The following is a 15,392-nucleotide window of genomic DNA, read 5'->3' on the forward strand; positions in this document are numbered from 1 at the left end:
TTGTTAGTTTTTGTAGCCAGGGATTTCGGTATCCTGTATGCAATTATACTAATTATTATAAAATTTATACTTTGTGAGGACGTTATAGTGACACGGAAAAAACAGATATTCATACCTATTGTCATTTTAATTGCAGGTTTTTTACTGTTTATGCTTTTTTCAAGCATGAAAAAGCCACCAGAGGAAAAAGAGGAAGTTGATAATACGCCTATCGTTGCTGTGGAACAGATTTCAGTTATGCCAATGACATTACAAGTTGAATCTTATGGTGTTGTTAAACCTAAATATGAAACTGAAGTAGTTGCACAAGTAAGTGGTCAAATTGTTGAATTATCAGATACTTTTGTCCGTGGTGGCTTTGTTAAAAAAGGACAGTTATTAGCACGTATTGATCCTAATGATTACCAAGCAGCATTAATAGACGCAGAGGCAAATATGGCGTCTGCTCGCGCAGCATTAGAAACAGAGCGAGCACAAGGTCGAGTTGCTGAGCAGGAATGGAAGCGTATTACTAATACTTCCCCAACCGAATTGAGCTTACGTAAACCGCAATTAGCACAAGAACTTGCTCGCGTAAAAGCAGCTCAAGCTTCTGTGTTAAGAGCAAAACGCAATTTAGAGCGTACACAGCTTAGAGCACCTTATGATGCCATGATTGAAAGTCGTAACGTAGGTTTAGGTTCATTTGTTGGTACCGGTAGTATGGTTGGAAAACTGTTAAGTACTTCTATTGCAGAAGTTCGTTTGCCGGTTGCTGATAATCAACTTGAATTTCTAGTTGCACAAGGAGAAGGCGCAACCGTTAATTTGATTGGTACGTTTGCTGGCTCTGAAGCGATATGGCCGGCAAAAATTGCTCGAAGTGAAGGTGTCATTGATAACAAAAGTCGTATGAGCTATTTAGTTGCGGAAATTCATGATCCATATGGACTTGTTGAGCGTAAAAATGAAACGCCAGTGCGTTTTGGTTCTTACGTTACTGCAAAAATTCTTGGATTAGAGCTTGCACAAGCGACAAGTATTCCTCGTCATTTAGTTAATAACAATCGAGTTGCAATTATGGACAGTGAGTCTAAATTGCATTTTGCTGAAATTGATATTGTTCGCCAAGATGGTAGAAACGTTATAGTTTCAAACGGTTTAGCCAATGGCGATCAATTGATCGTATCAGCACTTGATTACCCAATTGATGGCATGAAATTAGCGTTAATTGGTGACAAGCAAGAAGAAAGTAATGAAGAGCAAGTAGATAACGCAGAAACTGATACGCAAGTGGCGTTAAATGATAGCGGCTCAGGAGAATAGTTATGACAACTGTTGCACCAGAAAAAAAGGCTGAAATAGACCATACTATTGATACCAATAGGGGCTTAATTGCTTGGTTTGCTCGTAATAGTGTTGCTGCTAACTTATTAATGATTTTTATTTTAGTGGGTGGTTTTTTAACTATTCAAACCATTAATAAGCAAATGTTTCCTCAAGTTAAAATTAATTGGATTTCTTATGCTGCGCCTTATCCAGGTGCAGCCCCTCAAGAAGTGGAAGAAGGAATAACCATTAAGATTGAAGAAGCTTTGGAAACTGTTCAAGGTCTAAAGCGAGTGATTACTTATTCTAACCGTGGCTATTCTAATGGTTGGTTTGAAGTAGAACTAGATTATGATCCACAAATTGTCTTAGAGGAAGTTAAGTCGGCAATTGATTCTATATCGAGTTTTCCTGACGGTATGGAGCGGATAAAAGTTGAGCGTGAAAAGTATCGCCAAGAAGTTATGTATATTAGTTTGTACGGTGACTTAAGTAATGGTGAATTAAAAGAACTGGGGCGGAAAGTTCACAATGAGATCCAACAATTACCCTTTATTAATATCTCAGAGCTATTTACCGGTTTAGATTATGAAATATCAGTAGAAGTAAGCAAAGACAAGCTTCGTGAGTATGGTTTAAGTTTTAATGATATTGCCAATGCGGTGCGTAGTTACTCACGTAATATGTCTGCTGGGCAAATTCGAGCAGAAAACGGCTATATTAATCTTCGTGTTGAAAATCAAGCTTATCGTGGTCATGAATTTGAGCAAATTCCAGTGGTAACTTTAGAAGATGGCACGCGCATTCTATTAGGTGAAGTTGCCACCATTATTGACGGCTTTGAAGAGGGTCTGCAATATTCTAAATTTAATGGCAAAAACTCAGTGACATTGTTTATTGGTGCCGCTGACAACCAAAGTATTACGAATGTTGCTGAAGTCATTAATAAGTATGTAGATGAAAAAGCAGAAGCCTTACCAGCAGGTGTGAAGTTAGAAACCTGGGTAGATATGACCTATTACCTTGAAGGCCGCTTAAACATGATGGTAGACAACATGAAAAGTGGTGCGATATTGGTATTCTTGATGCTAGCGTTATTTTTACGTGTTCGTTTAGCTTTTTGGGTCATGATGGGCTTACCGGTATGTTTCTTAGGTACTTTATTATTTATGCCTTTAGAATTTATCAATGTCACTATCAATGTTATTAGCTTGTTCGCCTTTATTTTAGTGCTAGGTATAGTGGTTGATGACGCGATTGTGATGGGGGAAAGTGCTCATGATGAAATTGAAGAGCATGGTCACAGCACAGAAAATGTTATTCGTGGTGTCAAGCGTGTGGCAATGCCGGCGACGTTTGGTGTTTTAACGACAATCGCGGTTTTCCTACCTTTCTTATTTGGTGAAGGTCCGTCTTCTGCATTTGGTAAAGCTATTGGTTCAGTCGTGATACTTTGTTTAATCTTTTCATTAATTGAGTCGAAACTAATACTTCCTGCTCATTTAGTTAAAATGAAAATTAAAGAATTTAACCCTAAGAACCCTCTCGACAGGCTAAGAGCATGGGTTGATAACAACCTTAAAGTATTTATTGAAAAAGTATATCGTCCGTCATTAGCGTTATTTCTTGAGTATCGTTATGGGGTGTTGATGTTCTTTATTAGTTTAATGCTAATCAGTGCGGGTTTATTTGCCGGTGGCTTTGTACGCTTTGTTGGTCAACCGAAAATACCACATGACTTCCCTCGGATATCTGTGGAAATGAATGTTGATGCCTCTGAGAAGGCAACCTTAAATACATTATTGAATATTCAAGGTGTCATTAACCGCATTGATAAAGATATTGAAGTTAAATATGGCAGCTCAATGATTTCAGATATGCAAGTTGACATGCGTAGCAGAACTAGCGGTCAATTAATGGTGAAACTGGTTATTCCAGAGCAGCGTCCTATTAATACTTTTGAGCTTGCTGATTTATGGCGTGAGGCTATTCCTAATTACCCAGGTGTTAAATCTCTGACTATTGGCGATAATTTATTTGGCGGTGGCCGTGATGATGGTGATATTGCCTTTAGGTTAGAGAGTAAAGATGATGCCAACCTACTTGCGGCAGCGAAAGAGTTGAAAGCTAAACTGAATTCTTTAAAAGGTATTGGTGATGTAAATGATAGTCGCCAAACAAGTGCAAAAGAAGTGCAGTTTGAACTAAAACCATTAGCTTATAGCTTAGATTTAACCTTAGCAGACATTGCATCGCAAGTAAGTTACAGCTTTTATGGCCTTGAAGCTCAGCGCATTCTGCGTGATAGTGAAGAAATTAAGGTTATGGTGCGCTACCCACATGATCAACGAAGCTCTGTTGGCCATGTTGATGATGTTATGATCCAAGCGCCAAATGGTGCTGAATTACCATTGTCTGAGTTAGCCGTGATAACTTTGCATGAAGGGGTAACTCGTATTCGTCGCGAAAATGGTAATCGTACTATCAATGTTTGGGCGAGTGTTGACGCTGAGCAGGTTGAACCATTTAAAGTGGCAAAAGATATTCGTGATAATTTCATTCCTGAACTGTTAAGAAAATACCCACAAGTGAAAAGTGAAGTTTCGGGTAGTATTCAAGAAGAAATGGAAAGTGCGAATAACCAATTACGTGATTTTGTTATTTCATCATTAATTATCTTCTCGTTATTGGCGATACCTTTAAAGTCATACTCGCAAGCAACTATGATCATGGTGGTTATTCCATTTGGAATTATTGGTGCAGTATTGGGGCATTTTATCTTAGGTATGGACTTAAGCGCGTTATCTGTAATGGGGATATTGGCTGCAGCCGGGGTAGTCGTTAATGACTCCTTAGTCATGGTGGATTATGTAAATAATGCTCGAAAACGTGGTGAACGATTAAAAGATGCAGTAATGCATGCCGGCACAAAGCGCTTTAGAGCGATTATGCTGACTTCAATTACTACCTTTATTGGTTTAGTACCGATTATTTTCTTTGAAGTGAGTGCTCAAGCTAAAATTGTAATTCCAATGGCGGTGTCTTTATCATTCGGTGTGCTATTTGCAACCATAGTGACTTTAGTACTTATTCCTTGTTTATATATGATTATTGAAGATGTTAAGTCTTTATTTAGACGTAAAAAGCAAGCGGATATCCCTGTTATGGAAAATCTTAAAAGTGAAACGGTTTAATGTAATATCAAGTTATAGATATTAAAATCGAATAACTAAAAAGCCATCACAGTGTGATGGCTTTTTTATTGGCTAAAGCTAAGGTTATTGGTTTATTTTACGCCAAGCTCTCTTAATCGTTCTAACAAGTAACTTTCTTGGGTGTGCTTTTCAGAAAGTACAACTTCATTTCTAGGGTGCAAGAAAAGCGGAAGTGAAATACGTGACTTACTTGAATTTGCACCAGTTGGATTAATAACGCGGTGGCTTGTTGATGGGAAATAACCTTGCGACGCTTCTTGTAACATGTCACCAATGTTAATGATCAAGCTACCAAAATCACATGGTACATCTGCCCACTCTCCATTTTGTTGTTGAACTTGCAACCCAGGCTCGTTAGAGGCAGGTAAAATAGTGAGTAAATTGATGTCTTCGTGAGCCGCTGCGCGTATTGCTCCGGCTTCTTCTGTACCGTCAAATGGAGGGTAATGTAATACACGTAAAAGCGTATTGGGGGTATCCATGATCATTTTTGAAAGTGGCTCTGAATAATGTTTAGCAACATCAGCTGGGCTGTGTTTTTCTACCCAGTCTAGTAATTCGCTAGCAAGATCAGACGCTACTTTGTAGTAGTGTAAGATGTCTTCTTTTAATTGTGCAGGAATACGGCCCCATGGGTATATGTGGTAGTATTCTTTAATATCTTTTTTGGTGTGGCCTTTAGCTGTCTCGGAGATTTCAGGTGCAAAATATCCATCTTGTTTTTCTGGATCAAAGGCAAATGCATTTTTATCTTCATGGGTAAAAAATTGATACCAATCTTGATATATCTTCTCAACTAATGATTGCTGAATAGGGTGATTAGTTAGTACACCAAACCCTGTGTTGCGTAAACTATCAACAAATTTTTGTGGTGCATCGCTGGCGCGGTAATCCACTACCTGTACTTGCATAATTTTCCCCTCGGGCAATAATATTTAATACTTACTCTTTATTTTTACGTATTATATACCCAAACTAAAGGGAAGTGGATGATAACAATAATCTAGGTTACAAAGTTCACTAAACGGCATGACGCCATTTCCTTAAATAATAAGTAATTTTTTAGCAATATAAGTGAAGTAAATGATGAAACAATTAGGTTTGATAGTTTCCGGAGTATTATTTTTTTCAGGGTGTAGCTCTAATAATAATATTTGTGAAGATGTAACTTTGGCGTCAGAGCAAGTACAGCAATGTCAATCGTTACATAAGCAAATTGTTAATGCTAAAAACAAGCCGATTATTCGCACAGAGTTAGAGCGTAGATATCAGCAAGATTGTATTGATATTCGTTTTTATCGTGATGATAAACAAGCAGGTGTTTGTGGTAATAAAGCTGAGGTTGCAGACGCGCAAAAGCTAAATAATTAATATTTTACCTGCCATGAAGATAACTAAATTTCTTAGCACTTGATTAATTTGTATAAGACTAAACTTTATAAAAAAAAATTATGATTTTAAATGAGTTAGTCATAGTAAGTGCTTTACTTTTGTAGTAGTAGGTGAGAAATTAACTGCGCGCTAAATTATTCATATGAACAGTTTTTTTAATGTTCATTGGAGTTAGAGCATTTGGCATACGGCAAATCAAAAATTGCAGTGCGAATTCGTCAAATTTACTAAGCTAGCATTGAAGTTTTTGAATCTTGGTATTTTTATTCCTAACGCTAGTTGCGTGGTGATAACGACCATATAAAACTAAATAGTGTGGTGAAAACATTGGCAGGTACATTCGAATCCTCTGATACGTCAGGCTTAGCAAAAGAGTCGATTAATTTACTGAAAAAATTTCAGAAATTACAAGATCGCTATACTGCACTTTTAAAACTCAATCAATTGTCCACAGATTGCGCCAACCTCGATAATTTCTTTGCGCAAGTTCATCATTCTATTGCCTCAATTATGAACGCGAGTAACTTTTATATTGTTTTATATGATCAAACCATGTCAACACTGGAGCTTGTTTATCATGTTGATGAAAAAGACGATATGGCAAAAGGCATTTACCCATTAAGCCAGTTTAAAGGCTCAATGACGACTTATGTTATCGATACCGGCGCGCCTTTATTGGCAACACCTGAGGTGATTAAACAGTTAGAACAAGAGCAGAAAATTAAATCGATAGGTACTGCGGGTATAGATTGGCTTGGCGTGCCTTTAATGCACGATGGTTTTGTAATTGGTGTTATGGCGGTGCAAAGCTACTCCGCAGCAACACGTTACCAAGAGTCAGACTGTGATTTATTAGCTTTTACCGCTCAACATATTGTCACTGCCTTAACGCGAGTACAAGATCGAGAAAGGCTTCAGTCGGCGGTCGATGCCCGTACCCGAGAATTAATGAAGCAAATACGTGACCGTGAAAAGTCAGAGCTACTACAAGAGTCATTGTATCGAATTTCCGAGTTAACCAATGACCCTAGCCTAGATATTGAAACTTTTTACAACATGGTACACAACATTGTCGGTCAGTTAATTAACGCTGAGAATTTTTATATTGCCAAATATAATCATCTTACAGATGAAATCTTGTTCAGTTACTACCTTGATCAATCCCCTGATCATATTGTTAAAGAGTATCAACCGCGAAAAGCTAAAAAGGGTCTAACCGAGCTAGTGTTAAAAAGCGCTGAAACTGTGCTGTTATCGCAAGCAGATATTAAGCAATTATATTTGGAAAATAAGCTTGCCAGTGCTCAGGCTGAGGTTGTTTCTTGGCTGGGGGTACCTTTAATTCATTCGGGTGAAGTACTCGGTGCTATGGTACTGCAAAGTTATCAGCAAGCAATATGTTTTACTGAGCAAGATGCTGAATTGCTACGTTTTGTTTCTCGCCATGTCGCGTCTGCGATAAAGCGCCGGGAAATTGCAGATTATGAACGTAAGGCCCATGAATTATTAGAGCATCAAGTTAAGCTTAGAACCGTCGCGCTTGAAGAAGAAATAAAGCAGCGTAAAGATGCAGAAGAAAAGCTTAAACACGCTGCTTCTCATGACATTCTTACCGGATTACCTAATCGGGCAGTATTTATAGATTTATTAAATCATGCTATTGCCTGCAACAAGCGCCGACGAGAAGCAAAATTTGCCATTTTATTTTTAGATTTAGACAGATTTAAGGTGGTCAATGACAGTTTAGGGCATCATGCGGGCGATAGTTTACTAAAAGAAATTGCCATAGCCTTAGTTGATGTTGTTAGAGATAAAGATACTGTTGCCCGTTTAGGTGGCGATGAATTTGTTATTCTTGTTGAAGACTTACAGAGCAAAGATGAAGCTTATGATATTGCCAAACGCATAACCGAATTGCTGTCATCACCTTTTAATATAGATAATCAGTCGGTGTTTATTGGCACTAGCATAGGCATGCTGTTTAACAATGATAGATATGAAACCGCTGATACTATGCTCAGAGATGCCGATATTGCTATGTATCACGCTAAAGATAAAGGCAAAGGGCGTTATGAAGTGTTTGACTCAAGCATGCATAAAAAAGTGCAAAATGCTTTATCACTTGAAACAGATATTCGTGAAGCAATTGTTAATCAAGAATTCGAGCCTTATTTTCAACCAATAGTGCAGTTAAGTGATGAAAAAATTATAGGTTTTGAAGCACTAGCACGTTGGCATAGCGGCAAACGTGGTGTAGTTTTCCCTAATGATTTTATTCCACTAGCGGAAGAAACAAACTTGGTGATGGCGATTGATATGCAGATTTTGGAAAAATCTTGCCGTCAGTTAAAAATATGGCAACAACGACTTGGTGACAGTCAACTTTATGTTAGCTGTAACCTATACTGTAATCACTTTTTTAATTTAAGTTTGCCAGACGATATTAAGGCCATTATTGATAAAACAGGCATTCATGCTCATCAAATTCGCGTAGAATTGACTGAGCGTGTATTGTTAGAAAACAATGACATAGTGCTTGATAATATGCGGACATTAAGAAAGATGGGCGTTAAAATTTTATTAGATGATTTTGGTACCGGTTACTCAAGTTTAAGTTATTTACATCGTTTCCCGATGGATGTATTGAAAATCGACCGCTCATTTATTCACAATGTTCATGAAAGAGACAATCATCAAGCAATAATTAAAACCATTATTGATTTAGCTGGCAATTTAAATATGGCCACCGTTGGTGAAGGTATTGAAAACCAAGCTGATGCTGACCTGTTAACTGAAATGGGTTGTAATTATGGCCAAGGCTATCACTTTTTTAAACCTTTGCCGAGTGAAGAAATAGCGTCTTTGCTAATTGCTAAACAATAAATTTACTGCGCTTTTAAATGAACCTAAAGGACAGGGTTTATTGATTATTCTAACCATACAATTAATCATCGGCCTGATGAAATGTTCACCCATCTGCTGTAAAAGCATATGCTAAAGCTCAACACGCTCAAACAGCCACCTAAAAAAATCCACTAGCAATAGTAATTACTAGTGGATTTTTTGTTCATTTACCAGAGCAAGAAGCCTCAATTGTTTGGCACGTTAACCGACATTAGATTCCATGGTCATTAACGAAGCATTACCACCTGCTGCTGTAGTATCAATAGTTACCGTTTTCTCTGTTACCATACGTTCAAACAAGCTTTTGTTTGTGTAAGCCGTGATAAGCGGTAATATTGCCCCTTTTCTAGCGGCAATTGTTTCACCAACTAACTTTTTCAACGGGCTTGCATTGTCAACTACCGCACCTGCTAATGCCGGCGCATTTAGTACTGTAGGTAGGTTGCCTAAAGTGACGACTTGAAATACGCCTCTAGGTAAACCTGCTTGGAGCAGCAAGTTAGCAATGGCTTTCGCTTCTTGTTCATATTGCTTGTCTACTACGGCAATCACACAGTTACCTGCTGTTAGTGCTGAAACAACCGACATCATCCAAAATTCAAATGGTGTTGCACCACAACGAATACAGGCTAAAGTACCGCGAGATTCTAATGATAGAATGTTTGACTCACCTGTAGGGCCCGGTAATATTGTTGGTGCTGCTAAGCGTTTTTCAATTAACAGTAATTGTGCGCGTAAAGCTGATAAGGTATTTGAGAGTTCACCTTCTTGCGCAACAATAGCTTTATTGCTGGCAAGCTGAGCTAACAACTGACGGACAATAGAGACTTTGTCATTTAGCGAAACAAAACTCCATTTTATTTCGTCAGCTTTTGCTGCTCGAGCAAGTTGCTCAACCGCATTAATATTTGCTGAAGCTTCAGCAATATCAGCATTGAGTGTATTTTCCATCTCTGCAGACATGGCAATATCAGCAATAGCGACTTTGTCTTTAACTAAGCGTGTCAAATACATCGGGCCACCGGCTTTTGGACCAGTACCTGATAGTCCACGACCGCCAAATGGTTGTACGCCAACAACTGCGCCGATCATATTGCGATTAACATAAACATTGCCGGCACGAGAACGTGCTGCAAGGTAGCGGCTTTTTTCTTCTATACGAGTATGAATCCCCATAGTTAAACCAAAACCGGTACCGTTAATTTGCTCGATAACATTTTCTAATTGATCGCCACGATAGCGAATAACATGAACAACTGGGCCAAACACTTCTTTTTTTAGCACAGACAAGTCGCTTATTTCATAAAGTTTTGGTACGAAAAAGTTATGCTGCTCTTCGCCAATGCTGTCAGCAAGCGTTGGTGCTTTGCAGGCATAATGTAAGCGACCGTTGTTTTTCAAATAATCAAGATGCTCGTTTAATGCTGTGAGTGCTTTCTTGTCGATAACTGGGCCGACATCTGTATCTAAAAATGCAGGGTCACCAACGTGAAGCTCTTGCATAGCGCCTTTGATCATGGTGATGATTTTATCGGCAACATCTTCTTGCACAAATAATACGCGTAGTGCAGAACAGCGTTGTCCAGCACTCTGAAAACCTGACGCTATGACGTCATCTACCACTTGCTCAGGCAAGGCAGTTGAATCAACAATCATACAGTTTTGCCCGCCAGTTTCAGCGATAAGTGGCACTGGGTCGCCAGTACGCTCCGCTAATTTTTGCGAGATCCAGCTGCCAGTTTCAGTAGAGCCGGTAAACATAATGGCTTGAATACGTTCGTCAGGTACTATGGTTTGGCCGACTTTACTACCACGGGCAATAACTGGTTCAACAACGCTGTTTGGTAAGCCACATTCGTGCATAATTTCAATGGTGCGCAATGCAATTAAACTAGTTTGCTCAGCAGGTTTTGCAACAACTGTATTACCTGCAACTATGGCAGCAGATACTTGTCCTAAGAATATAGCTAGTGGGAAGTTCCATGGGCTAATACAAAGCACAACACCACGTGATTCCAAACTACCATCGGCGAGTAATTCTTCTGCGCGAGCAGCATAGTAGCGACAAAAATCTACCGCTTCACGTACTTCTGCCACACCGTCAGGAATAGTTTTACCTGCTTCTTTAATACATAGGGCAATTAATTCGTCGCGATGAGCTTCTAAGGCATCGGCTGTTTTTAATAAAATTTCAGCTCGTTCAGTAACCGGTGTTGCTGACCAGCTTACAAATGCGCTGTTTGCTCGTTCAACAATGGCCTGCATATCGCTTTCGTCAGCATGTTTTATATAGCCAATAACTTCATTGTGATTGGCAGGGTTAGTGACAGCTTGAGCACCTTCTACAGGCGTTGATTGCGAGGCTTTTTCGAACCAAGCATTAACATTACTACGCATTGCTGTTAATTCATCAATGGTGGTTAAATCTATGCCTTTAGAGTTGATGCGACCAACATTGTGTTCGTGTTGGTAAATCTCTATCGATTGCGGTATTTGCGGATTATATTTGTTTTGCCATGCTTGCACCGTTTCAACAGGGTCAGCTAGCAATGACTCTACCGGAATATTTTCATCAACAATGTTATTTACGAATGAGCTATTAGCGCCATTTTCAAGTAAACGTCTTACTAAATAAGCAAGTAAATCTGAATGCTCACCAACAGGGGCATAAACACGACATTGAGCACCTTTGCCAGTAACAACTTGGTCGTATAAAGATTCACCCATGCCATGTAAACGTTGGAATTCATAGCCTTCTATGTCGCCAGCAATTTCTAGAATAGTCGCTACAGTATAGGCATTATGAGTGGCAAACTGTGGGAAAATACTGTCACGGTATTCAAGTAGTTTTTTCGCGCAAGCTTGATACGAAACATCTGTCGATGGTTTACGCGAAAAGACTGGGAAGTCATGGTAACCTTCCACTTGTGCTTCTTTGATTTCACTGTCCCAATAGGCACCTTTAACTAAGCGCACCATCATTTGACGGCCAGCTTGTAATGTTAAGTCGCGCACCCATTCGATAACATCTATGCCACGCTTTTGGTAGGCTTGCACTGCGATACCAAAACCATTCCAGCCATCAAGATCTTTATCTAAAAATACCGCTTCAATAATATCTAGTGAAATATCTAAGCGATCTGCTTCTTCTGCATCAACGGTAAAGCCAATATTATAAGCTTTTGCTGCTAGTGCTAATTCTTTCAAGCGCGGGATCAATTCTTCAATAACGCGAGCCCGGTGCGAAAACTCATATCGAGGGTGAATGGCCGACAGTTTAATAGAAATACCAGGGCTTTTTTCTGGTCCTTTGCCTTTTGCTGCAATGCCAATGGCGTCAATTGCGTTCATGTAGCTGTTAAAATAGCGATCGGCATCTGGCATAGTGCGAGCACCTTCACCTAACATGTCGTATGAATATGTATAACCTTTTGCTTCTACGTTAATTGCACGTTCAATAGCACCTTGAATTGTGTGCCCCATAACAAACTGCGTACCCATAATTTTCATGGCATAACGCACGGCTTTACGAATAACAGGTTCACCTAAACGACCAACGGTTTTCTTAAGTAAACCAAACTGGTTTTGCTTGTTGCTGTCAGTGTAGTTAACTAATTTTCCGGTCAGTAATAGGCCCCAAGATGAAGCGTTAACAAATAAAGAGTCACTATTACCTATATGTGAGCTCCAATCACCTTCAGCTAATTTGTCACGTATCAGGTCATCGGCGGTCGATTTGTCAGGTACACGTAATAAGGCTTCTGCTAAACACATTAACACCACACCTTCTTCTGTAGAAAGTGAAAATTCGTTTAATAATGCGTCAACACCGCCTTTACCTACTTGGTCTTTACGAATATTAACCACTAAATTACGAGCATATTCCCAGGCACGAGATTTAGCATCTACACTAATTTCGGCAATTGGCAGCAATTTTTCTAAAATTTTATTCTCATCCGCGCGGTAATTATCGCGAATAGTTTGACGGATGGTGCTGACATTATTGAGTGTGCCGTTAAATAGCATAGTAATTCCTCATTTAATTTGCTTACGCTGATTTACAGCTGTGTTATAAGTTGCGCATTTTAAATAAAACGCTACAGAATGTGTTGGCGTATTTTCGATTTTTACGATAAATTATTCTGTATAATGCATTATTTTCCATAAAATATACTGTCATGAATAAAGATAAGACTAAAAGTTTAGACCGAATTGATTTAACTATTTTAGACGTTTTACAAAAAAATGGACGAATTTCAAACAGCGAGTTATCTAAAAAAGTTAACTTGAGTGCTAGTCCGTGCTTAGAGCGTGTCAAACGCCTTGAACAAGATGGTTACATTGAGCGTTACGGCGCATTTTTAAATGCCAGTAAGCTAAAGTATGGTATGTCTGCATTTATCCAAGTGACGCTAGATCGTACCACAGCAGAAGTATTTAATGACTTTCGAGAGCAGGTTATAAAAATTAAAGAGGTTGCAGAATGCCACATGGTAGCGGGTGGTTTTGATTATTTATTGCAGCTTCGTTTTGAAGATATGGAAGCTTTTCGAAAACTGCTCGGCATGATTGTCGAGTTACCTGGAATTTCACAAACACATACCTATATGGTGATGGAGCATGTTAAGCGCTATTCCGGTGTCCCGATTTTTGAAAATTAGTTTTTACGGTGCAAAGTATTAGCAACACATGATTGCTTTCAATCAGTTGGTTTTTATTTTAGTGAACTAGTGTTTTATGATGTCAGCCGATATAGTGTTGAGCACAATATTACCCGCTTTTTCAAATTAATATGTTATGAAAAAGTTGCTTTCAAATATAAAAATAAAGCTCAAGAGAATGTCATGAAATTACCTCTGATTAAAACCGGCAAATTATTCAGCTTAATCACTATACCTGCCTTGCTGATGATGGCATGCAATGACCAGCAAATAACAAACCACCGGGAGGCTGTCGAATTTCCTAGTCAGGTAAATGCCGATAATATTCGTGCTCATATTGAATTTTTAGCCGATGATACATTGCAAGGGCGAGATACTGGCAGTAAAGGCTACCAAATTGCAGTAAATTACGTGAAGTCTTACTTTAAGCAATTAGGCTTAACTCCCATGGGCGAAAGTATTGGGGCGCAATCTAAGGGCTTTGAGCAGCAAGTTAGGTTTCGCAAAAGTTATTTAATTGATGACTCCGCGGGACTAACAGTACATGGCATGTCTGGTGATACAGATTTAACATTTGGTCATGAGTTTTTAACCTCTGGCTCGAGTTTTGAAAATAACACCACTGTTACAGCACCAACCGTGTTTGTAGGTTATGGGGTTATTTCAGATGAGTTTGGTTATAACGATTACCAGAACCTTGATGTTAAAGGTAAAATTGTTGTGGCGTTGTCAGGCCGGCCTGATGACTTACCTTCAGAAGAAGGTGCACATATTGGCTCAGGAGCTGAAAAAAGTCGTCATGCAGCAGAGCGCGGTGCGGTAGGCTTTATTACCATACACACGCCAAAGCGAGAAAAAGTACGAAGCTTTGAAAAGTCAGCCCAATACGCGAATACCCCGCGTTTAAGTTGGTTAACTAAAAATGACGCTCCATTTGGTAAATATCCTGAATTAGTCGCAGGCGCATATATTGAACATAATGCAGCATCAGTTATATTCGATGGTGCTAAACGTGACCTAGCTGATATTTTTGCAGCTGATGACAATAACAGTGCAATTAGTGGTTTTGATTTACCTTATAAGGTCACACTTAAAAATCGCTCTCGCCATGAGCAAATTACCAGTCCTAATGTTGTCGCAGCAATAGAGGGCAGTGATGAACAACTGAAAAATGAATATGTCGTGTTTAGTGCCCATTTAGATCATATTGGTATCAGTCAGCATGGCGATGAAGAAGATACAATCAATAATGGTGCTTTAGACAATGCCTCAGGTGTAGCAATACTACTTGAAACAGCACGTTTAATGGCACAAATGCCAACAAAACCAAAACGCTCGGTGTTGTTCGTAGTTGTTACGGGTGAAGAAAAGGGCTTGTTAGGCTCAAGTTATTTTGCTAATAATCCAACGGTGCCTGTTACACAACTTGTGGCTAATGTTAACTTAGATATGCCATTGATTTTGTACCCGTTTTCCGATGTGATCGCCTTTGGCTCTACTCATTCAACAATGGGCGAAATTGTTGAAACAGCAGCGAAAAAAGTTGATATTGAATTAAGTGAAGACCCTATGCCAGAGCAGGCGTTATTTACCCGTAGTGATCACTACAGTTTTGTGAAAGCGGGTATTCCGTCAGTGTTTTTGATGACTGGCTTTAAATCAACAGATGAGTCTATTGATGGTGGAGCAGTTTTTGGCGACTTTTTGAAAAATCATTACCATCAGCACAGTGATGAAGTAACATTGCCTATTAATTATCAAGCAGCGGCAAGTTTTGCATTGGTTAACATGATGATAGGGCTCGAAATTGCAAATCAGTCACAGCGTCCAAAGTGGCATCAAGGTGACTTTTTTGGATTGACTTTTGCGCAATAGAAAAGTGATATTTTTCTATTGCCAGACGTAATTTAGT

At 39.1% G+C, this 15,392-nt stretch carries 8 protein-coding genes; 6 read left to right on the plus strand and 2 right to left on the minus strand.

All coding sequences use genetic code 11. The features are described 5' to 3' along the window. Positions 1 to 87: 87 nt before the first annotated feature. Both AC27HL_RS02370 and AC27HL_RS02375 read left to right on the plus strand, forming a co-directional pair. Positions 88 to 1,305: an efflux RND transporter periplasmic adaptor subunit gene (locus AC27HL_RS02370; protein WP_487078766.1), complete on the plus strand. Its 1,218-nt coding sequence runs from the start codon at positions 88 to 90 to the stop codon at positions 1,303 to 1,305. Between the two features lie 2 nt (positions 1,306 to 1,307). Further along, positions 1,308 to 4,502 carry an efflux RND transporter permease subunit gene (locus AC27HL_RS02375; protein ID WP_487078767.1) on the plus strand — a complete coding sequence of 1,065 codons (3,195 nt, stop codon included), beginning with the start codon at positions 1,308 to 1,310 and terminating at the stop codon, positions 4,500 to 4,502. Positions 4,503 to 4,594: 92 nt separating this feature from the next. Here the strand turns inward: AC27HL_RS02375 and AC27HL_RS02380 are convergent, their stop codons facing one another. After that, positions 4,595 to 5,434: a 2OG-Fe(II) oxygenase family protein gene (locus tag AC27HL_RS02380; protein WP_487078768.1), complete on the minus strand. Its 840-nt coding sequence runs from the start codon at positions 5,432 to 5,434 to the stop codon at positions 4,595 to 4,597. Between the two features lie 172 nt (positions 5,435 to 5,606). On the opposite strand from AC27HL_RS02380, the gene AC27HL_RS02385 reads away from it, so the two are divergent. Both AC27HL_RS02385 and AC27HL_RS02390 read left to right on the plus strand, forming a co-directional pair. Beyond that, the gene (locus AC27HL_RS02385; RefSeq protein ID WP_487078769.1) at positions 5,607 to 5,894 is read left to right on the plus strand and encodes a hypothetical protein; all 288 of its coding nucleotides are present in this window, start codon (positions 5,607 to 5,609) and stop codon (positions 5,892 to 5,894) included. 348 nt (positions 5,895 to 6,242) lie between these two features. Beyond that, complete coding sequence (locus tag AC27HL_RS02390; RefSeq protein WP_487078770.1) at positions 6,243 to 8,798, plus strand: sensor domain-containing phosphodiesterase; 2,556 nt, start codon at positions 6,243 to 6,245, stop codon at positions 8,796 to 8,798. Positions 8,799 to 9,020: 222 nt separating this feature from the next. Here AC27HL_RS02390 and putA read toward each other — a convergent pair whose 3' ends face one another. Continuing rightward, positions 9,021 to 12,845, minus strand: coding sequence for a bifunctional proline dehydrogenase/L-glutamate gamma-semialdehyde dehydrogenase PutA (putA, locus tag AC27HL_RS02395; RefSeq protein ID WP_487078771.1), 3,825 nt, complete (start codon positions 12,843 to 12,845; stop codon positions 9,021 to 9,023). A 152-nt stretch (positions 12,846 to 12,997) separates the two neighbouring features. On the opposite strand from putA, the gene AC27HL_RS02400 reads away from it, so the two are divergent. Then, a complete protein-coding gene (locus AC27HL_RS02400; protein WP_487078772.1) occupies positions 12,998 to 13,480 on the plus strand; it encodes a winged helix-turn-helix transcriptional regulator in 483 nt (160 codons plus the stop codon). A gap of 183 nt (positions 13,481 to 13,663) precedes the next feature. Beyond that, on the plus strand, positions 13,664 to 15,355 hold the full coding sequence (locus AC27HL_RS02405) for a M28 family metallopeptidase (RefSeq protein ID WP_487078773.1): 1,692 nt from the start codon (positions 13,664 to 13,666) through the stop codon (positions 15,353 to 15,355). The last annotated feature ends 37 nt before the right edge of the window (positions 15,356 to 15,392 follow it).

This window comes from Colwellia aquaemaris, assembly GCF_057548755.1.